Raw genomic sequence first — 23,567 nt, 5'->3', positions numbered from 1 at the left:
GGCGGGGGCTTACGTCTGGCCGGGGCGCTTGGCCGCGCGGAGGGCGAGCCGGGTGTTGGACTGGGCCACGCCCGCCTCCCGTTTCAGCCGGCGGAGCAGCCCGTCGAGGGCGGCGGGGTCGGCGGCCCGGGCGCGTACGAGGTAGTCGTGCTCGCCGGTCACGTGCACGGCCTCGGTGATCCCCGGGAGCCTGGCGACCTGCCGCTCGAACTCCTCGTTGGTCGTGTCCTGGCGCAGGGTGACGTCGATGAAGACGACGAGCCCGCCGGCGGTGTCGGCGGCCGGATCCACCACGACGGTGAACCCGCGGATCACCCCCTCCCGGCGCATCCTCCGCACCCGGTCGGCGGTGGCGTTGGCACTGAGGCCGACGCGGACGCCGAGGTCCCGGTACGAGATCCGCGCATCCTGCTGCAGGATGCCGAGGATTTCCCTGTCGAGGCGGTCCATACCGCGATTCTCGCAGCCGGGCCCGGTATTCGCGCGCATCCGTCGGGTACCGGGGCCGACCCTCGCCCTATGAGCGAACTGATGACACCGGCCCTGGCGGGCGCGGTCGCGGGCCTGGGCGTGGCGATGCCGATGGGGGCGATGAGCGTCCTGCTGCTCCAGGAGGCCATGCGGCACCGCCGTACGGCGATGGCCGCGGCCGCGGGCATCGCCGTGGTCGACCTCGGCTACGCGGCGCTCGCCACCGCCGTCGGCCCGTGGGTGGCCTCGTACGTCTCCCCGGTGGAAGCCTGGGTCCGCCTGATCTCGGCCGCCATCCTCCTCACCATCGCCACCCACGGCCTCTCCACTTCAACCCGCCCAACCCCAGCCCTGCCGCAACCCCCGGCTCCACCGACACCTCCAGCCCCGCCGCCACCTCCAGCCCCTCCGGCGTTTGAGGAGCGGGGTCCGGGGCGGAGCCCCGGCAGCGGCGTCGCGCCCGGCACGGGAACCCGCACGCACCCCGCAGCCAAGGCATTCGCGCGCTACCTCGGCCTCACCGCCCTCAACCCCACCACCGCCCTCTACTTCGCCGCCCTCACCACCGCCCAGGGCGCCACCCTCCGCACCGGCCCGGCCGGAGCCGCCTTCCTCCTCGGCGTCGGCGCGGCCTCGCTCCTCTGGCAGCAGGCCCTCGTCGTCCTCGGCTCGCTCGCCGGCACCCGCATCTCCGACACCGCCCGCGCCTGGACCTTCCGCCTCGGCTACGGCCTGGTCGCCGCCTACGCCCTGAAGATCGCCTTCCCCCTCCCGTCCCTCGGGTGACCAGGCCCCGCGGGACGGCTCGGAGCGGCCCGGGGGTGACCTGCGGGTGCCCACGGGGCGATGCCGGATACGGCGCCGCGGCCCTGTTCCCCCCGGTCCGCCCCCTGGCCGCCCCCCTGCCCCTGCGCAGCGCCCCTCGCGGCCGGCACCGCACCCCCTAGGGTGACCCCGTGACGACGACCCGCCTCTCGGCCCGCGCGGCCATCGCCTCCGTGACCGACCCCGGCAGCTTCGCCGAACTCCCCGCCCTCCGGCGGGAGTCCCCCGCCGACGGCCCCCTGGCCTGGACCGGCTACGACGACTCCCGCGCCCGCGCCGCCGACCGCACGGGCGAGCACGAGTCCGTCGTCGTCGGCACCGCCCTGATCGGCGGCCACGAAGCCACCGTCGTCTCCTTCGAGTTCGGCTTCCTCGGCGGGTCCCTCGGCGAACGCACCGGAGACCGGCTCGAAGCCGCGTACATCCACGCCCGCGCGCACCGCCTCCCCCTCGTCTCGCTCATCGCCACCGGCGGCTCCCGCATGCAGGAGGGCATGCTCGCGCTGACCCAGCTCCAGCGCGTGGCCCGGCAGAGCGTCCTGACGCGGGCCGCGGGCCTCCCCCAGCTGGCCGTCCTGCGCGATCCGACCACCGGCGGCGGCTGGGCCACCCTCGGGGCCGGGGCCGACGTCGTCCTCGCGCTGCCCGGTGCCCAGGTCGGCTTCGCCGGCTCCCGGGTGCGCCCGGCCGACGCGGATCCGGCTGCCTACTGCGCCGAGGGGCAGTTCGCCGCCGGTCACGTGGACGCCGTGGTCCCCGCCGCCCATCTGCCGGGCACCCTCGCGAACTGGCTCCGCGTCCTGGCCGCGCCCCGCTCCGGCGGGCCGGTCGAGCCGCCGGCCGCGCTGGCCGACGTAGCTCCGCCCGCCACCGGCTGGGACGCCGTACGGCAGGCCCGCGACCCCGGCCGGCCGCGCGCCGAGGCGTACCTGGACGCGTACTTCGACCTCCGCCTGCACCTCTCCGGGGACCGGGCCGGCGGCACGGACCCGGGCATGCTGTGCGGTTTCGGGCTGCGGGAGGGCCGGGCCGTTGCCTACGCCGCCCAGTGCGGCACCGCCACCCGCCCGGCGGGCTACCGTACGGCCGCCCGCGTCATCCGCCTCGCGGACCGGCTCGGCATCCCCGTGCTCACCCTGGTGGACACCCCGGGCGCGGCCAACGACGCCGCCGCCGAACACGCGGGCGCGGGCGCGGCCATCGCCGACACCTTCGCGGCGCTGGCCGGCGCCTCCGTCCCCGTCACCACCCTGCTGATCGGCGAGGGCGGCTCGGGCGGCGCCCTCGCCCTGGCCGCGCCGGGCAACACCTGGGTCACCCCGGACAGCTACTTCTCGGTCATCGCCCCGGAACTGGCCGCGGCCATCCTCAAGCGCCCCCCGTCGGCCGCCCCGGCCACCGCGGACCAACTCCGCATCCGCCCCCAGGACCTGGTGGCCCTGGGGGTCGCCCGCGGCATCGTCGGCGTGAAGCAGGGTTAGCGGTTCCGGCGCGCCGGCAGCCGGACGTCCATCCGGTACAGCCGCGTCACCTGCTGCGCGAGCTCGTTGTCGTCGCTGACCAGCAACAGCCGTACCCGCCCGGGACCAGTGTGGTCGGTCACCACCATGCCCTCGACGTTGTCCACCAGCGGGTGGTTCTGCGGGAGCTTGGACGGCGCCCCGAGGGTCGGGCAGGCGTCGAAGTCCCCGAGCGCGGTCTTGCGGGCGACCCGCAGCCCCGGCCCCTCGGCCAGCGCGTCCACCTTCGAGGTGTCCGTCGCGCCAAGCGGGTCGGCGACGTACAGCCGTGCGGTGATCTTGAACTGCTGGGTGAAGCCCCCCTCCAGGACGATCAGCCGGCCGTCGCGGGTCGGCGCGAGCTCGACGAGGCCGTGCCCCGCGTCGACCGGGTAGGCGTACTGGCGCCCGAGCCGGAACTCACCGTTCCGGCCTCGCTCCCAGGTCTGGATCCGCTGGAGGGTGCGCCCCTGCGCGTCCTTGCCGTCGCCTGCCAGCGGCCCCTCGACGCCCGCGACCAGCGTGTGCCCTCCGGGCAGCAGCGTCAGCGACTCGAAGGTCTGGTTCACGGTGGCCCGCCCCTGCGGCGCGAGCCGGAACGCGTCCGGGACCGGGAGCACGCCCAGCACCTTCCCGTCCCGGCCGTAGCGGCGGATCGCGGGGGCGAACTCGTCGGTGACCAGGTAGGACCCGTCCCGGTCGACGACCACGCCCTCCGAGTCGACGGCCTTCCCCGCGCCGTCCGTGAGCGGGAGCCGCGCGGTGGCCCGGGCGGCCGGGGTGTCCCCGCGCCCCACCTTCAGCGAGTAGAGCGCCGACCGGTCGGAGACTCCCGCGACGGTGCCGTCCTTGTCGACCGCGAGGCCCGAGATGCCCCCGACGAGACCCCCGTCGAGCGTGGTCTTGTCGAGCGCGTCGGAGTAGCCCGCGACGGAGAGGTACGGCGAGCAGGACTGGTTCTCCTTCGGGGCCGCGACGGCGGGCGGCACGAGCATGCCGGAGAGCGCGGCGGCGGCTGCCGCGGTGGTGGCGAGCGTACGAAGGCGCATGTGGCCTTCCTCCCGAGGATGGACCGAGGGCGAGTACGAGGACTTCTGAACTGCCATATGACTATTCGAAAGAAATCGGAAGGTCCGGCAACGAGACCGCAACGAACCGGCCAACTCGGCGCCACACCCCCTGCCCGGACGACAGCACCCGACACGACGAACACCGGTTCCGCGGGCGCCTCTTGCACGCGCGGAACCGGTGGACGCCGTTCGCTCAGGAGCCCGTCACCACTGGCCGGTGAGGGGGGTGTCGCCGGGGACCCCGAAGCGGACGCTGTAGATGACGGTGTCGGAATCCTTGCCCGCACCGACGAAGTCCGAATTCGCGGCCTGATAGACACCGACCTTGTCCGTACCGTCCCCGTTCCAGTCACCCTTGATCGGAACATCACCCGGGTTACCGAACTTGACCTGGTGATGCACCGGCGCACTCGTCTGAGAATCCGTCAGATAGAACGTCTGATCCGAACCCCGATACACACCAACGGTGTCCTTGCCATCACCGTTCCAGTCACCCGTCATCGGAGTGTCACCCTCGACACCCATCTTCACCGCATACGCAGCAACACGATTGTCATTGCTCAGATAGAACGTCTGATCCGCCGGGTGATACACACCGATCGTGTCCGTACCATTCCCGTCCCAGTCACCCACCAACGGAACGTCCCCGGGATTCCCGTACTTCACCGACACCGCAACCGTGCCGTTGTCATTGCTCAGATGAAACGTCTGATCCTCCGGACGGTACACACCAAACGTGTCCTGACCATCACCGTTCCAATCACCCGTCAACGGCTTGTCACCCGGCACCCCAAAACCAGCCCACCCATACAAACCACCACTACGATCCGCCACATAGAACTTCGCCTCATCCGACCGGAACACACCCGCATTCGTCGGCTTGGCGTCCTCGATGATGTTCTTGTAGCGGTAGGGGACGTAGGAGCTGGCGTTGTTGAAGTAGGCGTAGGGGATGACGCGGCGCACGGCGTGCGGCGGCGTCTGCTCGATGCCGATGTAGGACGTGTGGGAAGAGTCGGTCCACTGCTCGAAGATGGTGACGTGCGAACCGCGCTCCGGGTTGGAGGGGTTGTGGAAGAGCAGCATGTCGCCCTTGCGCAGCTCGTCCTTCGATATGCGGTCCGCGAAGGTGTCGAGGCTGCCGGTCCAGGCGCTGGTGCCGAGGTTCCAGGCCATGGAGACCAGGCCGGAGCAGTCCGTGCGGTAGCCGTCGCGGTAGTTGTTCATGCTGTACGGGACCTTGGCGTCGACCCAGGTCTTGGCCCGGGCGATGACCTCGCTGCGAGTGACCGGAGCGGCGGCGCTCTGCGCGGCCGCCGCGCCGGAGAAGGTTCTCTTGCCGGCCCCCTCGGTCTTGAGGGGCTCCGGCTTGCCCTGCGGACGCTCGACGTCCGCGGCGGACGCGGCCGCGGCCGCCGCGACTGCGGCGGCGGACGGCGAGTCCAGCTGAGCGGCGTTGGCGTGGACGGGTGCGGAGGCGAGGACGGCCGTGGCGATGGAGAGGGCCACGATGGCGCCGGTGGCGCGGGCCACGTTGGACTTGCTGGGCATGAAGTCTCCTGGAAGGCATGGCGGATCGACGCGCCGGCCGATGGGCCTCGGCGCCGTTGGAAGAGCGAGGGAAGGAAGCGGAGGAAGGAAGCGAGGGAAAGAAGCGGGAGAAAGGCAGGCCGGCCCTCGTGGGGCGGACGGACCGCTGTGTACGGGGCCTCGCTCAGCGGTGGAGCGTGACGGAGTAGCCGTGCGTGCCGGTGCCGCCCGAGGCGAGCATGTCGGTGACGAGGCGGCCGGCCTTGGCCTGTGCGATGTCGGTGCTGGGGGCGCGCATGTAGAGGACGATCCCGATGCCGTCCGGGCCCGTGCGCGCCCGGACGTGTTCCATGCCGCACTCGGGTGTGGCGTGGGCCCACAGGGCGTCGACCAGGGTGTGTGCCTGACTGTCGGTCGGCGGGGCTCCTCCCGTCGGCATCAAGGTGAGATGGACGGGCAACACTGCGGGGTCAGTCCCAGCCGATGCCGTTGTCCGACGCGCCCGCCGCGGACGCGGACACCGTCGCCCGGGCCGGGATCACGTCCCAGCCGATCCCCGTCGGGCCGGTCACCGCCTGGGCGGCCGCCACGCCGGACAGGGCCGAGGTGACGAGTACGGCGGTGAGCAGGCGGGCGGTCGTGGACATGACTGTTTCCCCCAGTGGTGGCGTGCGCAGGAAGTTCGGGACCCGGCGTCGGCGCCGTGGCCCCCGGGTCCGGCCGGGAGTTGCCTCCCCCGCCTTTCCGGTGAGCACTATCCTGCCGACCCCGCAGACCCCCGGGAAGCCGATCCGGACGTCAGCATTAGGACTGGCCGCATCAGGACGCGGACCCTGCCGACCTGCGGCGATGCCCCTACCGGACCTCCTGGCCGCCTTTGCGCCCGCGCTCCTGTCCGTGGCCGGGCGAGGGTCGGCCGCCAGGCGGCCGGCCACCCGCCCCGGCCGGCCGCGGCATCGCCGTGGCACCCCCGCGGGGCAACTGCCCGTAGGCCGCGGCGACCTTGAGCAGCCATGCGACCTCCTCGGCGGGTGTCCTGCTGTCCGCCAGGGGCGGCGCGGCGGCCCGGCCCTGGTCCGGCTCCTCGTGGAGCACCGAGAACAGCCACTCGGCCTCCGCCCGGGCGGTCGGCACACCGCCCCCGAAGGGAGCCTCGTCGGCCGCCTCCGCGGGGCGCTCCGCCACGGTCGCCGCGGACCGGTCTCGAAGGACGAGGCAGGCATCGCGGATCTCGAAGGCCCGGTGGGCCACGTCGAGCGTGCGGTCGCCGGCGACGAACAGATCGCGCGTCCGGCCCATGCGCGGTCCGAAGGCCACCGACGGGACGGCGTGCAGCAGGTCCGACCACAGCTGATGCAGCCGCCACAGCGCGTACTGGTCGCGGACGTAGCGGACGAGCGTTCTCAGCGGCGGCAGGCCCACGCCCACGACGATCAGGAGGAGGGATATCACCGGAAGGATCTCGGAGAGGGCATCGGGGGTCCCGCGCCCCGGGACGTCCGGTCGGCTCTCCTGGCGGGCGAGGAACACCACCCGGTACAGGGTGTAGACGAGCCCCATCGCGCCGCCGCCGGCCAGGCACACGACTCCGGTGCGCAGGAGACCCGCGGGCACGCTGTGGCGGTTCGACCAGAAGAGTTTCGCCGACAGGGCTGTGGCGGTACCGAGGTAGACGTAGACGATGCCCTCGTACAGGCGCACCGCCGGGTCGCCGAGGTGGGCGTCGGTCACCCGGCTCGGTGGAGCTCCGGGGTCGTGCTCGAAGAAGAAGACGAACAGTACTGTGAGGGCCAGTGCGGCGGCCGCCACGAAGACGAGGCGCAGCCACGCGGCCGCCGCCCGTCGCGGTCCGCGGCCGTGGACCGCGATCACGTATTCCACGACGCAGTAGTTCGACGCCAGCCCGGCGAGGTGTTTGACCAGCACGGACAGGTCGGGCGACCCGGTGAGGCTCCGGATGAGGTGATCCACCTCGGGCGGTCTGGTCGTCAGCGCGACGGCGATCGCGGCGAGGAAGCCCCACAGGAACCGGGAGGCGCGCGTGCCGCCGAAGGCGGAGGGCGCGCGCCAGATCACCATCGTCCACATGAGGGCGGGCAGGGTGAACTGGTAGATGGAGTACATCAGTTGCCCCGCCAGCGGCGCAGACGGCGTACCGGGTGGGCGAGACTGGTGGCCAACCGGCGCGAGGAAGGGGTGCCGACCCGGTCGGCGCCGGCGAGGTCGGCCAGGAGCACGGCGATCACCTCGGCCTCCTGTTCCTCGACAGAGGCGAAGTTGGTGCGCGCGGCGCCGAGCGTCCGGACGACGAGGTCCGGGGTCAGCTCGGAGAGTGCCTGCGCCAGCTGGGCCAGTTCGACGTTGTGGGTGTGGCCGCACAGGACGTGGCCGAGTTCGTGGAGCTTGATCAGATCCTGGTGGGCCGGACTGGTCTTCTGCTCGTAGAAGATGACGTCCAGGCTGGGCAGGCCGATCCACGCCCCGCACGGTGAGGCGAACCCGAGTTCGGGCAGCGGCTCCATCACGATCGGACGTCCGCGGTGACGGGCCAGCGCGTCCCGGAAGGAGTCGACCGTGAACGGGTCGGGCAGCTCGATCTCGGCCAGGATGCCCTCGCACCGCCTTCGCAGACCCCGCGGTACAGGCATGGCGGCAGCGAATCCTTCGGTCAGCGGTAGGTCAGCGGTCCGTGCGACGCCCTCAGACTACTAACGATCGCTCTCAGCAGCCGTCTTGGAATGCGCGGGCGGTGGCGCCGCCGTCCCCGGCCGCCTCCGCCTCGAGCGCGCTCAGCCGGTCCGCGAGCGCGGCCAGCATGTGGAGGCTGTTGTCGGACAGACCAGAGGCGCGTTGGGCGAGCCCGATGACGCCGGCGTTCCCGGCGGCCGCGCGGATGTTCGCCAGCGCGTCCAGGGCGAGCAGCTGCTCGTCCACGACAGCGGCCTTGGCGTCGTCGAGGAAGTAGGTCGCCCCGCAGCGGATCCCGAACGCGAGTCCCAGCCAGTCCAGGGTCTCCACGGTGGGGTTCGGGGACTGGCCCTTCTGCGTGGCGGCCTGGTGCAGATTGCGGATCGTGTCCCGGGAGATGACGCTGCGTCCGGCGATCCGGTTGACCCGGTCGGCCAGCTCCCGGTAGGCGGGCGCCTTCCCGCCCGCCCGGGCGGCCTCCTGGGCGATCAGCCCGTCGAGCCGCTCGGAGATCTTGTGAGCGCGGTCGGGTAGCGGTGCCGGGTACTCGCGGCCTCCGCCTGCTCCTGTGTTCATCCCAGCCGACTCCGATCCGTCGGGAAAATACGATACCCGCAACCATGCTGGCGATTTTACTAGCGGCACCATCCACCGCCCATTGCGAGTGGGTTGGGACACTTTCTGGCTGGAAGTCGTCAGGTTGTTTGGTGCCTTGCAGGGTGGACCGTAGGCTCGTGGCGATTCAAATCGTCGCATGGCCGGGGGGCTGAGCGGATGCTTGACGTGCTGGGGCTGGACCGCGGGGTGGAAGCTGTGTACCGGGCGATGCTGGCCCATCCGGAGGGCAGCGTGCAGGATCTCTGCGACCAACTGGGCGTGCCGGAGAGCACGGTGCGCGACGCCCTGGACAAGCTCGCCGACCTCAGACTGCTGCGCGCCTCCCGGGATGTCCTGGGCGAGATGCGGCCGGTCAGCCCCGAGCTCGGCCTGGAGCTCCTGCTGCGACGCCAGGAGGAGGAACTCCTGCGCCGGCGGCAGGACCTCGAACTCGGCAAGGCCGCCGCCGCGCTGGCGATCGCCGAGTACGCCGACCTGCGGCCGGCCACCCGGACCGCGACCAGCGAGCGCCTGATCGGCCTCGACGCCATCCAGGCGCGGCTGGAGGGCCTCGCACGGGAGATGTCCGGCGAGTGCCTCTCGGTGATGCCCGGCGGAGCCCAGTCGCAGGCCAGCCTCGACGCCTCCAGACCCCTGGACGACGCGGCCCTGTGCAGGGGGATCTCCATGCTGACGCTCTACCAGGACAGCGTGCGGCACGACCCCGCCACCCTCGCGTACGCGCGGTGGATGACCGAGCGCGGCGGCATGGTGCGCACCTGCCCGACGCTCCCGCCGCGCATGCTCGTCTTCGACCGCCGGGTCGCCGTCGTGCCCATCGACCCGGCCGACACCAAGCGCGGCGCGATCTGCATCAGCGAAGCCGGGGTCGTCGCCTCCCTGGTCGCCCTGTTCGAGCAGACGTGGCACTCCGCGGTCCCGCTCGGCGCCGACCGCTCCAAGGACGCCCGCACCGGGCTCAGTACGTCCGAGCAGGAACTGCTCACGCTGCTCGCGTCGGGACTCACCGACGAGGTCGCGGGGCGGCGGCTCGGCATCTCGGCCCGCAGCGTGCGGCGGCAGATGGCGGGGCTCATGGAACGCCTGGACGCGTCGAGCCGGTTCGAGGCCGGGCTGAAGGCGGCCCAGCGCGGCTGGCTCCGCTGACGAACCGCGCCGGGCTGATCCCCACGTGCCGCCCGAAGTGCCGTGTCAGGTGCGCCTGGTCGTAGAAGCCCGCGGCCGTCGCCACCTCGGCCGGCCGCATCCCCGCCAGCAGCAGCCGCCGCGCCAGCGCCACCCGCCGCCCGGTGAGGTAGGCGTGCGGCGGCAGCCCGTACGCCGTCCGGAAGCTCCGGATCAGGTGGGTGGGGTGGACGTGCCCCAGCTCCGCCGAGGCCTCCTCCAGGCCGATCCCCTCGGTCACGCGCGCGTCGAGCAGCTCGCGCAGCCGTACGGCGAGCCCGGCGCCCGGAGCCCCGTACGCCGCCGGCGCGCGCCCCGCGAGCCACCGGTGCAGCCGTTCCCGCACGAAGGCCAGCCGCGACTCGGCCTCCAGCCGCTCGACCGCCCCGGCCGGCAGCTCCGGCGTGCCGAGCGCCCGGTGCAGGCCGTGGACGCGTTCCCGCAGGGCCGGGTCGAGCAGCAGGGGGGCGTCGACGGCGGCGCCGGTGAGGCTCTCGGGCAGGACGAAGGCGTCGAGGTAGAGGTTGCGCTTGCGGAAACCGGCCTCGGTGACGGTCCGCCCGTCGTGGACCACCCCGGGCGGCAGCAGGATCACGGAATCCCGGACCCCGGCGCCGTGCCGCTCGCGATCCAGCGCGAAGTCGACCCGCCCGCCGTCCAGGATCATCAGCGTCCAGGTGTCGTGGACGTGCGCCGGATAGGCGTGGTCGGTGAACCGGGCGTGGAAGACCTCGGCGATCCCCGGGACCGGCGGCTGCCAGGCGGAGACGGTGCTGCGCGGACGTATCGCGGGCATGTCAGGAACGTACAAGACCGCCCGCGCTCGCTCCGGCAGGCTGCCCGCATGACGACATACAAGGTCAACATCGCCGAGAAACTGGCCGGTTTCACCGAGCAGTGGGCCCCGCGCCGCATCGCCCGAGTCAACGACTACGAGGTCAAGGCCGCCAAACTGCAGGGCGAGTTCGTGTGGCACAGCCACGAGGACACCGACGAGCTCTTCCTGGTGGTCGGCGGCACCCTGACGATCCGCTTGCGCGACGGGGACGTGGTGCTGGGGCCCGGCGAGATGTACGTGGTCCCGCGGGGGGTGGAGCACTGCCCGGCGGCGGACGAGGAGGCGTCGATCCTCCTGTTCGAGCCCGCGGGCACCCCCAACACGGGCACCGCCGGCGGCTCCCGCACCCGCGCCCCGATCGACGCCTAGCCCGTCTCCCGCCACTGGGGTCCACCCCAGCCCCCGCGCCTCAAACGCCGGAGGGGCTGGATAGTGCGGCGAGGCTCGAGGGTGCAGCGGGGTGGAACAGCGCAGCTCAAAGATCGGGGCTCCGCCCCGCACCCCGCTCCTCAAACGCCGGAGGGGCTGGATAGTGCGGCGAGGCTGGATGGTGTGCGGCGGAGTGGGAGGGCGCGGCGGAGTGGGAGGGCGCGGCGGAGTGGGAGGGCGCGCTCAAAGATCGGGGCTCCGCCCCGGACCCCGCGCCTCAAACGCCGGCGAGGCTGAAGTTTGCCGGGGGCGGGTGTGTGCAGGGGCGCTCCCCGCAGGGCGTCGAACACAAGGTGCCCCGGCCCGCCGACCCCCCGACACGTTCGACGCCCGAGGAGACGCACCGGAACACACCCGACCCCACCCGCACCGGCGCAGCCAACCGGCCCGGCCCGGCCCGGCCCGAGCGGCGCAGCCAACCCGTACAACCGGCCCCCGCCCGTACGGCCCAGCGGTCACAGCGACAAGGCGGTCGCAGCGGCTACGCCTGCGGCGACCTCGCGTCGTACCGGGCGAAGTTCCGCCATCGCAGTGCGAGCAGGCCCAGTACGAGCACGCACGCCAGCCCACCGCCCGTGACGGCCACGGTCGGGGAGGTCAGGTCGGCGGTGCTGCCGGCGATGAAGTCCCCGAGCCGGGGCCCGCCCGCGACGACCACGATGAACACGCCCTGGAGGCGGCCGCGCATCTCGTCGGGCGTGGCGGCCTGGAGCATCGTGCTGCGGAACACCATCGAGACGGTGTCCGCGGCCCCCGCGAGGGCCAGGAAGAACAACCCGAGCCACAGGTTCCGGGTGAGTCCGAACACGGCGATGGCCAGTCCCCATCCGGCGACGGAGAGCAGGATCGCCAGCCCGTGCCGACGGATGCGGCCCTGCCAGCCGGAGAACAGCCCGCCCAGCAGCGCCCCGGCGGCGATCGCGGCCACCATCAGGCCGACCGTCTTCGCATCGCCGCCGTACCAGAGCACGGCGGCGGCCGGGAACAGCGCCTTCGGCTGCGCCAGCACCATGGCGGCCATGTCGGTGAAGAAGGTCATCCGGATGTTCGGCCGGGTCCCGAGGAAGCGCAGTCCGTCGACGACGGAGGCCCTCCCCCGCGCCTCCTCGCCGCGCTCGGGCTTCATCGACGGCAGCCGCCACATCGCGTAGAGGGCGGCGGTGAAGGTCACGGCGTCGATCAGGTACGCCCACTGGTAGCCGCCGAGGGCGACGATCAGCCCGCCCAGCGCGGGCCCGACCATCGTCCCGAAGGTCATGGTCACGGAGTTCAGGGCATTGGCGGCGGGCAGCTGCTCGGCCGGCAGCAGCCTCGGGATCATGGCGGACCGCGCCGGTCCGGTGAGCGCCCCGCACACCGCCTGGAGGGCGACGACCCCGTACAGGAACCAGACCCGGTGGTAGTCGAGCAGCGCGGCCCCGGCCAGTGCGACCGACAGCGCGGCGGCGCCGAAGGAGCTGTAGAGGCCGAGCTTGCGCCGGTCCACGGTGTCGGCGATGGCGCCGCCGTAGAGCCCGAAGACGACGAGCGGGACGAGCGAGAAGAGTCCGACGAGCCCGACGGAGAAGCTGGACCCGGTGATGTCGTAGACCTGGAGCGAGATCGCGAGGGCCGTCATCGCCTGGCCGACCCAGGAGATCGTGCCGCCGACCCACAGCCGCCGGTAGTCCGCGGACGTGCGCAGAGGGGTGAGGTCGGCGAATATTCGCCGCCGGGGGCGGGTGGGAGCGGTCGTCGGGGGCACAGGTGATCTTAACCGCCGGCCGTCCGGCGCTCCGAGGGGATATTCCGGGGCTTCACACACCGGCAACAGTCGCCCCTCCCGGCCCCGCGGTCCCGCCACGGATGGCCTCTTGCCGGTAACTCGCCACTATCACCGGACATTTGACTGAATCGACGTGCGCTCCTCACCTCGTGTTCAGCTCATGATGAAAAGACTCGTATGTCCAGGGAGGCGTAGTGATCGAACCTGGCAACAGCACCACGAGCACCGGCAGGACGCAGAACACGGTGCGCCCCACCGTCCCCCTCACCGTCGGCGTCGAGGAGGAGTTCCTGCTCGTCGACCCCCGCACGTTCCGGGTGGTCCCCGCCGCCCCGCTGGTCCTCGCGACGGCCGGCGGGCTGCCGGGCGAGCTGCACCCCGAGGGCACCCGCTACCAGGTGGAGATATCCACTCCGATAGCCCACTCGGCGGCTTCGCTGCGCGCCGAACTCGCCGCCCTGCGACGCACCCTCGGCCGGGCGGCCCGCGCCCACGGCTGCCGGCTGCTGGCCGCGCCCTCGCCGGTGGTCGCCGTGGAGGGGCCGCTGCACCTGACCGACGACGAGCCGCGCCAGCGCGAGCAGCACCGCCGCTTCGGCGCGCTCACCGACACGCTGGTCAGCTGCGGCCGCCACATCCACATCGGCACGCTCGACGTGGACACCGCCGTGGCGGTGTCCAACCGGATCAGACCGTGGCTGCCGACACTGATCGCCCTGGCGGCCAACTCGCCGTTCTGGGGCGGGCGCGACACCGGTCACGCCAGCTGGCGGGCGATGGCCTGGTCCGGCTGGCCCTCGGCGGGGCTGCCGCCGCACTTCACGTCCACGGCCCACTTCCGGCGCTCGGTGCAGACCCTGCTCGGCTCCGGGGCGGCCCTCGACATCAAGATGGTCTATTGGGACCTCCGCCCGTCCGGGCACTGGCCGACGCTGGAGATCCGGGCGCCCGACATGTCCCCGAACATCGACTCGGCCATCCTCCAGGCCGAACTGGCCCGCGCGCTGGTCTCCACGGCCCTGCGCGAGATCGACGAGCACCACCCCGAGCCGGCCGTACGGGACGACGTACTGCGCCTCGCGCGCTGGCGGGCGGCGCACGACGGACTGGAGGGCTTCGGGCTGGACCCGTACACGGGCACGGAGCTCCCCGCGGCCGACCTCGCGGAGGCCCTGCTGGACCTGGTCGCACCGGACCTGGCCGCCGCCGGCGACCTCGACCACGCGGCCAAGACCCTGGCCGGCCTCCTGCGCGACGGCTCGGGCGCCCATCGCCAGCGCGTGGCCTTCGCCCGCCGCCAGGACCTGACGGACGTCCTGCGCCACCTCGCGGACGAAACGGAGGACTTCTAGCCGGCGCCGGAAGCCCCCGGAGACGCCCGGGCCGCAGGAGCGACCGGTTTCTGCACCTGCGGCTCGCAGGAGGACGGGCGGGCCCGCCCGCCACGGAGCAGCCGCTGTCCGGTCGACAGTGCGGCGGGTCGGCCTTCCGGGCCCATGGGCGGCTGGGACCATGCGTCCATGTCATCCCGGGCAGGCACGACCGAGAGTTCAGCGAAGGCGGGAGTCGTCCTGTTGACGCTCGCGTCCGGTCAGTTCCTGATGGCGCTCGACAGCTCCGTCATGAACGTCTCCATCGCCACCGTGGCCGAGGACGTGGGCACGACGGTGACGGGGATCCAGGGCGCGATCACCGCCTACACCCTCGTGATGGCGATGTTCATGATCCCCGGGGGCAAGGTCGGGGCGCTGATCGGCCGCAGACGGGCGTTCATGATCGGCTGCTGCATCTACGGGGCCGGCTCCCTCACCACGGCGCTCGCGCCGAACCTCACCGTGCTGCTGCTGGGCTGGGCGTTCCTGGAGGGAGTCGGAGCCTCGCTCATCCTCCCGGCGATCGTCGCGCTCGTCGCCGGCAACTTCGCCGTCGAACGCCGCCCCGCCGCTTACGGGCTCGTCGTGGCGGCAGGGGCGATCGCGATCGCGGTGGGACCTCTCATCGGCGGCATCGCGACGACGTACTTCTCCTGGCGGTGGGTCTTCGCCGGGGAGGTTCTGGTGGTGCTCGCCATCCTCGTGCTCGCGCGCCGCGTCGCGGACGCCCCGCCGGGTGAACGCCGGAGCATCGACTTCGTCGGCGCCCTCCTCTCCGCGCTCGGGCTCGGGACCTTCGTCTACGGCGTGCTCCGATCGGACGAATGGGGCTGGTTCCAGCCGAAGTCCGATGCCCCCGCGTGGCTCGGGGTGTCCCTGACGACGTGGCTGATGCTGGCGGGTCTGGCGCTGCTCTGGCTCTTCCTCCGCTGGGAGGCGAAGGTCGTCGAGCGGGGCGGGGATCCCCTCGTCGATCCCGGGATGTTGCAGAACAGGCAGCTCACCGGCGGCCTGACGATGTTCTTCTTCCAGTACCTCGTGCAGATGGGTGTGTTCTTCGTCGTCCCGCTCTACCTGTCCGTCGCCTTGGGCCTGTCGGCACTGGAGACCGGGGCCCGCCTGCTGCCGCTGTCGGTGAGCCTGCTGGCGGCCGCGGTCCTGATCCCGCGCTTCCTCCCGGACGTCTCGCCGCGGCGCGTGGTGCGGCTCGGCATCGTCGCTCTGCTCGCGGGAGCGGTGGTCCTGATGGCCGCGCTCGACCTGGACGCCGGTGCGGAAGCCGTCACCGTCCCCCTGCTGCTGATCGGGCTCGGCATGGGGGCGCTGGCGTCCCAGCTGGGGTCGGTCACCGTGTCCGCGGTGCCGCAGGCGCAGAGTGCGGAGGTCGGCGGCGTGCAGAACGCCGTCACGAACCTCGGCGCCTCGATCGGCACGGCACTCGCCGGATCGATCATGATCGCCGCGCTCACCACCTCCTTCCTGACCAACATCGCGGCGAATCCGGCGGTCCCGGACAGCGTCACGAGCCAGGCGACCGTGCAGCTCCAGAGCGGCGCACCGTTCCTGTCCGACGCCCAGCTGGAGACCGCCCTCGACGAGGCCGGCACGAGCCCGGAGGTGTCCCAGGCGGCACTGGACGCGAACGCCGAAGCCCGGCTCGACGGCCTGCGCGCGGCGCTCGCCATCCTGGTCCTCGCCGCGCTGATCTCGCTGTTCTTCGTCCATCGGATCCCGTCGGCCCAGCCGCGCTCGCCGGAGCCGTAGCCACCGCCCGCGTGCGCCAGGTCCCGCACTGTCCGGGGAGCCCGGCACCGCCCGTTGCCGGAAACGCCGAAGCCGCAGGTGCAATCGTTTCTGCACCTGCGGCTCGCAGTGGGGCGGGTGGGACTCGAACCCACGGCCGACGGATTATGAGTCCGCTGCTCTAACCGGCTGAGCTACCGCCCCTTCACGGCGTGGCGCGTACACGTGTGCGCGCCGTCTGCCGCAGCATAGCCGCTCATACGATCTCCTGCCTCGGATGCCTCGCATGATCGGCTTCGCCTGTTCAGAGAGACCGCGCTGAGGGCTGCCCGGTTCCCAAATGGGTCAACAAAGAAAAGAAGAGGACCCCGTGGGGCCCTCTTCTTCTTCCTTGCTCCCCCGGCTGGACTCGAACCAGCAACCCTCCGGTTAACAGCCGAATGCTCTGCCAATTGAGCTACAGGGGACTGCGCTCCCCCGACTGGACTCGAACCAGTAACCTGCCGGTTAACAGCCGGCTGCTCTGCCAATTGAGCTACAGGGGATTGCTGCGGTGCATCGAACAGCCCACCTCCGGCCTTGCCGGGGGGCGAGTGCCCGTTGCGAGTCATAGATTAGCGCAAGCAGGGGGGTGCTCCGCCAATCGGTATCGACAGCAGGCCGGGCACCACACGACGAAGGGTGGCAGGCATGCGGTACAAGGTCACGTTCCTGGTCGGACTGGCCCTCGGGTACGTGCTCGGAACCCGGGCCGGGCGCGAGCGCTACGAGCAGATGAAGAAGTCCGCTCGCGAGTTCACGCAGAACCCGGCGGTGCGCAATGCCGCCGAGACCGCGGGCCACACCGGGCGCGAGTACGCCGGCAAGGCCTTCGCCGTGGTGAGCGAGAAGGTCGGCGACGCCGTGCCCGCCTCGCTGGCCGGGCGGGTGCGCGGGCTGCGGGACCGGTCCGGGGCCGGCGAGGACGACTGGGGCACGAGCAACACCTGAGGTGTCCGAAGTCCGCGGCGCGGGGTTCCCGGGACCTGTGAGGTTCCGGGGGCTCCGGAACGGTCGAGACGGGCCCCGCGTGCGGCAGAATCCTCCACATGGGGATAGTCGCCGGGCTGGACAGCTCTTCCGCCTTCACACGCATCGTCGTCTGTGACACCGAGACCGGCGCCGTGCTGCGCCAGGGGTACGCCCCCCATCCGCAGCCCGCGGGCGAACCCGACGGCGCGAACCCCCACGAGACCGATCCGCAGGCCTGGCTGCTCTCCCTCGGCGAGGCCGCCGGCGGCGGGCTCCTCGAAGGGGTCCAGGCCATCGGGGTCTCCGCACAGCAGCACGGCCTGCTGCCGCTGGACCCGCAGGGCGGCCTGGTGCGCCCCGCCCTCGTCGGCAACGACAAGCGCCCTCAGGTCGCCGCCGCCGACCTCACCGAGGCCCTCGGCGGCCGGCACGCCTGGGCCGAGGCGGTGGGCTCGGTCCCGCACGCCGCACAGCCGGTCGCGAAGCTCGCCTGGCTCGCCCGCACCGAGCCCGAGGCGGCCCGCCGGATCGCGGTGCTGATGTCCCCGCACGACTGGCTGGTCTGGCAGCTGCTGGGCCGTCCGGCCCGGCGGACCACCGACCGGGGCGGCGCCTCGGGCACCGGGTACTGGTCGGCGGCCTCCGGATCCTGGCGCCCCGACCTGGTGGAGCTGGCGCTCGGGCACCGTGCGCTGCTGCCCGAGGTGCTCGGCCCGGCCGACGCCGCCGGGACCACGCCCGAGGGGCTGCTCATATCCGCCGGCACCGGAGAGACGATGGCCGCCGCGCTCGGGCTGGGGCTGGCCCCCGGCGACGCGGTGGTCTCGCTCGGTGCCTCCGGTTCGGTGATGGCGGTGCACCACGAGGCGCTGTCGGAGCCGGGCGGGCTGATCACCTCCCTGGCCGACGCCACCGGCATGCACCTGCCGGTGGTGAACACCTCCAACGCGGTACGGGCCCTGCGCGGCACCGCCGAGCTGCTCGGCACCGATCTGGAGGGGCTGTCCGAGCTCGCGCTGAAGTCGACGCCGGGCGCGCACGGCCTCGTACTCCTGCCGTACCTGGAGGGTGAGCGGACGCCGAACCTGCCGCTCGCCGCCGGGACCCTCACGGGGCTGCGGCGGGACTCCATGAAGCCGGAGCACCTGGCCCGGGCCGCCTTCGAGGGCATGCTGTGCGGGCTCGTGGACGCGCTGGACGTGCTGCGCTCGCGCGGCGTAGAGATCCGCCGGGTGTTCCTGCTGGGTGCGGCGGCCGAGCTGCCCGCCGTACAGGCCGCGGCTCCGGGGCTGTTCGGGACGCAGGTCGTCGTACCGGCGCCGGCGGACTACGCGGCGCTGGGCGCGGCGCGCCAGGCGGCCTGGGCGCTCGGGGTGGCGCAGGGCACGCTGGCCCCGCACTCCCCGCCGGTGTGGCCGGGGCCCTCGGCGCAGGTCTTCGAACCGGGCGAGGAGTTCCCGGCGTGGCAGGGGGTGCGCCAGCAGTACATCGCGACGCGGGAGCAGATCCACCCCGGGGCCTTCTAGGGGGCGCGCACGGGGGCTCGGCCCTGGGGTCCAGGGCCCGAGACCGGTGGCCTACTCCTTTTGACCGGCCTTTGCGAAATCCGGTGGGGATCGATGGGCCGGTTGGCCCAAGATGGGGTGAACCCCCTCGATCATGCCGACCGGAGCCTGCGCGTGCTCATACGACTTCTGCGGACCCATCTGGGTGCGTACCGGAAACCCATCGCGGTGCTGGTCCTGCTGCAGCTGCTGCAGACCAGCGCCAGCCTCTACCTGCCCACGCTGAACGCCGACATCATCGACAAGGGCGTCGTCAACGGCGACACGGGCTACATCCTGCGCTTCGGCGCCCTGATGCTCGGCGTCTCCCTCGTCCAGCTCGTCTGCAACGTCGGAGCCGTCTACTACGGCGCCCGTACGGCGGCGGCCTTCGGCCGGGACGTCCGCGCCGCCGTCTTCGACCGCGTGCAGAGCTTCTCCGCGCGGGAGCTCGGCCAGTTCGGCGCCCCGTCCCTGATCACCCGTACGACGAACGACGTCCAGCAGGTCCAGATGCTGGTGCTGATGACCTTCACCCTGATGGTCTCGGCTCCGATCATGTGCGTCGGCGGCATCGCCATGGCGCTGTCGCTGGACGTGCGGCTGTCGGGCGTGCTGCTCGCCGTGGTCCCGGTGCTCGGGATCTCGGTCGGCGCCATCGTCTTCAGGACGCGGCCGCTGTTCCGCCAGATGCAGGACCGTCTGGACACCGTGAACCGGGTGCTGCGCGAGCAGATCACCGGCAACCGGGTGATCCGGGCCTTCGTCCGCGACGACTACGAGAAGGACCGTTTCCGCGAGGCCAACGCCGACCTGACCGGCGTCTCGCTGGCCTCCGGCAAGCTCCTGGCGTACATGTTCCCCACGGTCATCGTGGTCGTGAACATCTCCAGCGTCGCCGTCATCTGGTTCGGTGCGATGCGCGTGGACAGCGGCGGCATGGAGATCGGCCAGCTGACGGCCTTCCTCGCCTACCTGATGCAGATCGTCATGGCCGTGATGATGGCCACCTTCATGTTCATGATGGTGCCGCGCGCCGAGGTCTGCGCCGAGCGCATCCAGGAGGTCCTGGACACCGAGTCCAGCGTGGTGCCGCCCACCGACCCGGTGCGCGAACTCGCCCGCCGCGGGCGCCTGGAGCTGCGCGGCGCGGACTTCCGCTACCCGGGCGCCGAGGCCCCGGTGCTGCGCGGGGTGGACCTGGTGGCCCGCCCCGGCGAGACCACGGCGGTGATCGGCTCCACCGGAAGCGGCAAGTCCACGCTACTGGGCCTGGTGCCGCGGCTGTTCGACGCGACCGGCGGCGAGGTGCTGGTCGACGGGGAGGACGTACGCCGGCTCGACCCGGAGCTGCTGGCCCAGACGGTCGGCATGGTTCCGCAGAAGCCCTACCTGTTCTCCGGAACCATCGCCTCCAACCTGCGCTACGGGCGCCCGGACGCGAGTGACGAAGAGCTGTGGCAGGCGCTGGAGGTGGCGCAGGCCAAGGAGTTCGTGTCCGCGCTGGAGGGTGGCCTGGAGGCCCCCGTCACCCAGGGCGGAACCAACGTCTCCGGCGGCCAGCGCCAGCGCCTGGCCATCGCCCGCACCCTCGTGCAGCGGCCGGAGATCTACCTCTTCGACGACTCCTTCTCGGCCCTGGACTACGCGACGGACGCGGCGCTGCGCGCAGCACTCTCCCGCGAGACCGAGGACGCGACCGTGGTCATCGTCGCCCAGCGGGTCTCCACGATCCGCGACGCCGACCGGATCATCGTCCTGGACGAGGGCCAGGTCGTGGGCGAGGGACGCCACCACGAGCTGATGGCCGGCAACGAGACCTACCGGGAGATCGTGCTCTCCCAGCTGACGGAGGCGGAGGCCGCATGAGCGGGCCCGGAGGACGGATGATGACGGGACCGGCGAGCCGGTCCATGGACTTCAAGGGCTCGGGCAAGCGGCTCCTGCGCCAGCTCGCGCACGACCGGGCCAAGATCTGGGGCATGGTCGCGGCCGTGGTCGGCAGCGTCGGCTGCGCGGTGGTCGGCCCGAAGATCCTCGGTGAGGCGACCGACCTGGTCTTCGCCGGGATCGTCGGCCGGGAGATGCCGGCCGGGATCACCAAGCAGCAGGCGCTGGACGGTCTGCGGGCCAAGGGCCAGGACGGCATGGCGGACATGCTCGCCGGCACCGACTTCACTCCGGGGCAGGGCATCGACTTCGGCGCGGTCGGGGTCGTCGCGCTCTGGGCGCTGGTGGTCTTCACCCTGGCCGGCCTGCTGATGCTGGTCGCGACACGGCTGTCGAACCACGTCATGAACGGCACCGTCTACCGGATGCGCGAGGAGCTCCAGGCGAAGCTGTCGCGGCTGCCGCTGTCGTACTTCGACCAGCAGAAGCGCGGCGAGGTGCTGAGCCGGGCCACCAACGACATCGACAACATCGGCCAGACGCTCCAGCAGACGATGGGGCAGCTGCTGAACTCGCTGCTGACGATCGTCGGCGTGCTCGTGATGATGTTCTGGATCTCGCCGCTGCTGGCGCTGGTCGCGCTGGCGACCGTGCCGCTGTCGGTCTACGTCGCGGCGAAGATCGGCAAGAAGTCGCAGCCGCAGTTCGTGGCGCAGTGGAAGACGACCGGGGCGCTCAACGCCCACGTCGAGGAGATGTACTCGGGGCACAGCCTGGTCAAGGTCTTCGGCCGGCAGAAGGAGTCCGCGGCCGTCTTCGCCGAGCAGAACGAGGCCCTCTACCGGGCCTCGTTCAAGGCGCAGCTGGTCAGCGGCATCATGCAGCCGGTGATGTTCTTCATCTCGAACATCAACTACGTGCTGATAGCCGTCGTCGGCGGGCTCCGGGTCGCCTCGGGCACCCTGTCGATCGGTGACGTGCAGGCCTTCATCCAGTACTCGCGGCAGTTCTCCATGCCGCTGACGCAGGTCGCCTCGATGGCGAACCTCGTGCAGTCCGGTGTCGCCTCGGCGGAGCGGGTCTACGAGCTGCTGGACGCGTCGGAGCAGGACGCGGACGCCGATGTCCCGGAGCGTCCGGAGGAGCTGCGCGGCCAGGTCACCTTCGACAAGGTGGCCTTCCGCTACGAGCCGGACAAGCCGCTGATCGAGAACCTCTCGCTGTCGGTCGAGCCGGGTCACACCGTCGCGATCGTCGGCCCGACGGGTGCCGGCAAGACGACGCTCGTGAACCTGCTGATGCGGTTCTACGAGGTCACGGGCGGGGAGATCGCCCTCGACGGGGTGGACATCGCGAAGATGACGCGCGAGGAACTGCGCGCCGGCATCGGCATGGTGCTCCAGGACACCTGGCTGTTCGGCGGCACCATCGCGGAGAACATCGCCTACGGGGCCTCGCGCCAGGTCACGCGCGCGGAGATCGAGGAGGCGGCGCGGGCCGCGCACGCGGACCGTTTCATCCGCACCCTGCCGGACGGCTACGACACCGTCCTGGACGACGAGGGCGCGGGCGTCAGCGCGGGCGAGAAGCAGCTGATCACCATCGCCCGGGCGTTCCTGTCGGACCCGGTGATCCTGGTGCTCGACGAGGCGACGAGCTCGGTGGACACCCGTACCGAGGTGCTCATCCAGAAGGCGATGGCGCGGCTCGCGCACGGCCGTACGTCCTTCGTGATCGCGCACCGGCTGTCCACGATCCGCGACGCGGACGTGATCCTGGTGATGGAGAGCGGCTCGATCGTGGAGCAGGGCACGCACGAGGAGCTGCTGGCGTCGGACGGTGCGTACGCGCGGCTGTACGCGGCGCAGTTCGCGCAGGCGGTCGTCGAGGTCGAGTAGCGCGGGCGGCCGTCGGGGCCGGGGGCCCGGGCCGGTGGGGGGGCGCCTTCCGGGGCGCCCCCTGCCGCACTCAGTCCAGGTAGCCCCTGAGCTGGTCGGCGAAGGCGTGGTCGCGGAGCTTGTTGAGGGTCTTCGACTCGATCTGGCGGATCCGTTCGCGGGTCACGCCGAAGATCCGGCCGATCTCCTCCAGGGTCCGCGGCCGCCCGTCGGCGAGCCCGTAGCGGAGCTGGACGACCTTGCGTTCGCGTTCGCCGAGGGTCGACAGGACGGCTTCCAGGTGCTCGCGCAGCAGGAAGAACGCGGCCGATTCCACGGGGGAGGCGGCGTCCCCGTCCTCGATGAGGTCGCCGAGGGCGACGTCGTCCTCCTCGCCGACCGGCGCGTGCAGGGAGACCGGCTCCTGGGCGAGGCGGAGCACTTCCATGACCCGCTCGGGGGTCAGTTCCAGGTGGACGGCGACCTCTTCGGCGGTGGGCTCGTACCCGCGCTCCTGGAGCATGCGGCGCTGGACGCGCACGACGCGGTTGATCAGCTCGACGACGTGGACGGGCACGCGGATGGTCCGGGCCTGGTCGGCGAGGGCCCGGGACATCGCCTGCCGGATCCACCAGGTGGCGTAGGTGGAGAACTTGTACCCGCGGGCGTAGTCGAACTTCTCGACGGCCCGGATGAGCCCGAGGTTCCCCTCCTGCACGAGGTCGAGCATGGTGAGCCCGCGGCCCACGTAGCGCTTCGCGACGGAGACGACGAGCCGCAGGTTCGACTCGATGAGCCGGCGTTTGGCCATCCGCCCCATGACGACGAGCTTGTCGAGGTCCAGGGCGAGCCGGGAGTCGAGGTCGGGGGTGTTGCCGAGCTTCTCCTCGGCGAACAGCCCGGCTTCGACGCGCCGCGCGAGGTCCACCTCCTCGGCGGCGGTCAGCAGGGGGATCCTGCCTATCTCGCGGAGGTACTGCCGGAACAGATCGGCGGAGGGCCCCGCTCCGCCCCCGCCTTCGCTGTTGCTCCGCCTGCGCGGCGCGGGCACCGGATCGATCAGCTCCAGTACCTCGGGCTCTTCGTCCACGGCCTTGGCCTCCGAGGACTCGCTCACGTTCACGGTCAGGGTCCGGGTCTGCACGGGGGCGACCTCCAGGGCTCCGAGGACGGGGGCACCGCCCTCAGTGTGGGGTACGACACATCGCGGCCACGAGGGGCGTGCGAGCACT

Annotated in this window: 21 protein-coding genes and 3 tRNA genes; 10 read left to right on the top strand and 14 right to left on the bottom strand. The window is 72.0% G+C overall.

What is annotated here, in order from left to right:
- Positions 1–9 precede the first annotated feature (9 nt).
- Positions 10–450 (bottom strand): Lrp/AsnC family transcriptional regulator, encoded by a 441-nt coding sequence (locus tag ACIPYQ_RS02505; protein ID WP_361769140.1) that lies wholly within the window; start codon positions 448–450, stop codon positions 10–12.
- Positions 451–519: 69 nt separating this feature from the next.
- On the opposite strand from ACIPYQ_RS02505, the gene ACIPYQ_RS02500 reads away from it, so the two are divergent.
- Both ACIPYQ_RS02500 and ACIPYQ_RS02495 read left to right on the top strand, forming a co-directional pair.
- On the top strand, positions 520–1,257 hold the full coding sequence (locus ACIPYQ_RS02500) for a LysE family transporter (RefSeq protein ID WP_401245428.1): 738 nt from the start codon (positions 520–522) through the stop codon (positions 1,255–1,257).
- Positions 1,258–1,427: 170 nt separating this feature from the next.
- Positions 1,428–2,777, top strand: a complete 1,350-nt coding sequence (locus ACIPYQ_RS02495; protein WP_401245426.1) for a carboxyl transferase domain-containing protein — start codon at positions 1,428–1,430, stop codon at positions 2,775–2,777.
- Here ACIPYQ_RS02495 and ACIPYQ_RS02490 read toward each other — a convergent pair.
- The 7 genes from ACIPYQ_RS02490 to ACIPYQ_RS02460 form a co-directional block, all read right to left on the bottom strand.
- Positions 2,774–3,844: an esterase-like activity of phytase family protein gene (locus ACIPYQ_RS02490; protein WP_401245424.1), complete on the bottom strand. Its 1,071-nt coding sequence runs from the start codon at positions 3,842–3,844 to the stop codon at positions 2,774–2,776. The genes ACIPYQ_RS02495 and ACIPYQ_RS02490 overlap by 4 nt on opposite strands.
- 225 nt (positions 3,845–4,069) lie before the next feature.
- Entirely contained in the window at positions 4,070–5,416 is a 1,347-nt protein-coding gene (locus ACIPYQ_RS02485; RefSeq protein WP_401245422.1) for an NlpC/P60 family protein, read from the bottom strand.
- Between the two features lie 163 nt (positions 5,417–5,579).
- Entirely contained in the window at positions 5,580–5,834 is a 255-nt protein-coding gene (locus ACIPYQ_RS02480) for a hypothetical protein (protein ID WP_401245421.1), read from the bottom strand.
- Between the two features lie 31 nt (positions 5,835–5,865).
- Positions 5,866–6,042: a hypothetical protein gene (locus ACIPYQ_RS02475; RefSeq protein WP_401245419.1), complete on the bottom strand. Its 177-nt coding sequence runs from the start codon at positions 6,040–6,042 to the stop codon at positions 5,866–5,868.
- Between the two features lie 208 nt (positions 6,043–6,250).
- Entirely contained in the window at positions 6,251–7,519 is a 1,269-nt protein-coding gene (locus tag ACIPYQ_RS02470; protein ID WP_401245417.1) for an MAB_1171c family putative transporter, read from the bottom strand.
- Complete coding sequence (locus ACIPYQ_RS02465; RefSeq protein ID WP_401245415.1) at positions 7,519–8,043, bottom strand: regulator component; 525 nt, start codon at positions 8,041–8,043, stop codon at positions 7,519–7,521. The genes ACIPYQ_RS02470 and ACIPYQ_RS02465 overlap by 1 nt, the downstream gene beginning before the upstream one ends.
- A gap of 73 nt (positions 8,044–8,116) precedes the next feature.
- The gene (locus ACIPYQ_RS02460) at positions 8,117–8,659 is read right to left on the bottom strand and encodes a hypothetical protein (protein ID WP_401245413.1); all 543 of its coding nucleotides are present in this window, start codon (positions 8,657–8,659) and stop codon (positions 8,117–8,119) included.
- A 198-nt stretch (positions 8,660–8,857) separates the two neighbouring features.
- Here ACIPYQ_RS02460 and ACIPYQ_RS02455 point away from each other — a divergent pair, with 198 nt between their 5' ends.
- Positions 8,858–9,847, top strand: coding sequence for a LuxR C-terminal-related transcriptional regulator (locus ACIPYQ_RS02455; RefSeq protein WP_401245411.1), 990 nt, complete (start codon positions 8,858–8,860; stop codon positions 9,845–9,847).
- On the opposite strand, the gene ACIPYQ_RS02450 is transcribed toward ACIPYQ_RS02455, so the two are convergent.
- Positions 9,774–10,661, bottom strand: coding sequence for an AraC family transcriptional regulator (locus ACIPYQ_RS02450; protein ID WP_401245409.1), 888 nt, complete (start codon positions 10,659–10,661; stop codon positions 9,774–9,776). The genes ACIPYQ_RS02455 and ACIPYQ_RS02450 overlap by 74 nt on opposite strands.
- A gap of 48 nt (positions 10,662–10,709) precedes the next feature.
- On the opposite strand from ACIPYQ_RS02450, the gene ACIPYQ_RS02445 reads away from it, so the two are divergent.
- On the top strand, positions 10,710–11,072 hold the full coding sequence (locus tag ACIPYQ_RS02445; RefSeq protein WP_401245407.1) for a cupin domain-containing protein: 363 nt from the start codon (positions 10,710–10,712) through the stop codon (positions 11,070–11,072).
- A gap of 541 nt (positions 11,073–11,613) precedes the next feature.
- Here ACIPYQ_RS02445 and ACIPYQ_RS02440 read toward each other — a convergent pair.
- Complete coding sequence (locus tag ACIPYQ_RS02440; protein WP_401245405.1) at positions 11,614–12,876, bottom strand: MFS transporter; 1,263 nt, start codon at positions 12,874–12,876, stop codon at positions 11,614–11,616.
- A 215-nt stretch (positions 12,877–13,091) separates the two neighbouring features.
- Here ACIPYQ_RS02440 and ACIPYQ_RS02435 point away from each other — a divergent pair, with 215 nt between their 5' ends.
- Positions 13,092–14,249 carry a glutamate--cysteine ligase gene (locus tag ACIPYQ_RS02435; protein ID WP_362232827.1) on the top strand — a complete coding sequence of 386 codons (1,158 nt, stop codon included), beginning with the start codon at positions 13,092–13,094 and terminating at the stop codon, positions 14,247–14,249.
- Between the two features lie 168 nt (positions 14,250–14,417).
- On the top strand, positions 14,418–16,034 hold the full coding sequence (locus ACIPYQ_RS02430; RefSeq protein ID WP_401245403.1) for an MFS transporter: 1,617 nt from the start codon (positions 14,418–14,420) through the stop codon (positions 16,032–16,034).
- Positions 16,035–16,143: 109 nt separating this feature from the next.
- On the opposite strand, the gene ACIPYQ_RS02425 is transcribed toward ACIPYQ_RS02430, so the two are convergent.
- From ACIPYQ_RS02425 to ACIPYQ_RS02415, 3 genes are all read right to left on the bottom strand, one after another.
- Positions 16,144–16,217, bottom strand: a tRNA-Ile gene (locus ACIPYQ_RS02425).
- 190 nt (positions 16,218–16,407) lie between these two features.
- Positions 16,408–16,480: transfer RNA gene (locus ACIPYQ_RS02420), tRNA-Asn, on the bottom strand.
- A gap of 5 nt (positions 16,481–16,485) precedes the next feature.
- Positions 16,486–16,558: transfer RNA gene (locus ACIPYQ_RS02415), tRNA-Asn, on the bottom strand.
- Between the two features lie 145 nt (positions 16,559–16,703).
- Between ACIPYQ_RS02415 and ACIPYQ_RS02410 the strand changes: the two genes are divergently transcribed.
- The 4 genes from ACIPYQ_RS02410 to ACIPYQ_RS02395 all read left to right on the top strand — a co-directional run bounded on the left by ACIPYQ_RS02410 (position 16,704) and on the right by ACIPYQ_RS02395 (position 22,356).
- Positions 16,704–17,003, top strand: coding sequence for a YtxH domain-containing protein (locus ACIPYQ_RS02410; RefSeq protein WP_361761233.1), 300 nt, complete (start codon positions 16,704–16,706; stop codon positions 17,001–17,003).
- 98 nt (positions 17,004–17,101) lie between these two features.
- Complete coding sequence (locus tag ACIPYQ_RS02405) at positions 17,102–18,550, top strand: FGGY family carbohydrate kinase (RefSeq protein WP_401245401.1); 1,449 nt, start codon at positions 17,102–17,104, stop codon at positions 18,548–18,550.
- 153 nt (positions 18,551–18,703) lie between these two features.
- A complete protein-coding gene (locus ACIPYQ_RS02400; RefSeq protein WP_401245399.1) occupies positions 18,704–20,437 on the top strand; it encodes an ABC transporter ATP-binding protein in 1,734 nt (577 codons plus the stop codon).
- Positions 20,434–22,356 carry an ABC transporter ATP-binding protein gene (locus ACIPYQ_RS02395; protein ID WP_401245397.1) on the top strand — a complete coding sequence of 641 codons (1,923 nt, stop codon included), beginning with the start codon at positions 20,434–20,436 and terminating at the stop codon, positions 22,354–22,356. Before ACIPYQ_RS02400 ends, ACIPYQ_RS02395 begins: the two co-directional genes overlap by 4 nt.
- Before the next feature lie 70 nt (positions 22,357–22,426).
- On the opposite strand, the gene ACIPYQ_RS02390 is transcribed toward ACIPYQ_RS02395, so the two are convergent.
- On the bottom strand, positions 22,427–23,479 hold the full coding sequence (locus ACIPYQ_RS02390; RefSeq protein WP_401245395.1) for an RNA polymerase sigma factor: 1,053 nt from the start codon (positions 23,477–23,479) through the stop codon (positions 22,427–22,429).
- Between the last annotated feature and the right edge of the window lie 88 nt (positions 23,480–23,567).

It is taken from the genome of Streptomyces sp. NPDC090045 (assembly GCF_044747975.1).
Taxonomy (GTDB): Bacteria; Actinomycetota; Actinomycetes; order Streptomycetales; family Streptomycetaceae; genus Streptomyces.
Note: the sequence above shows the minus strand (reverse complement) of the source record. Positions and strands in the feature narration are given on the sequence as shown.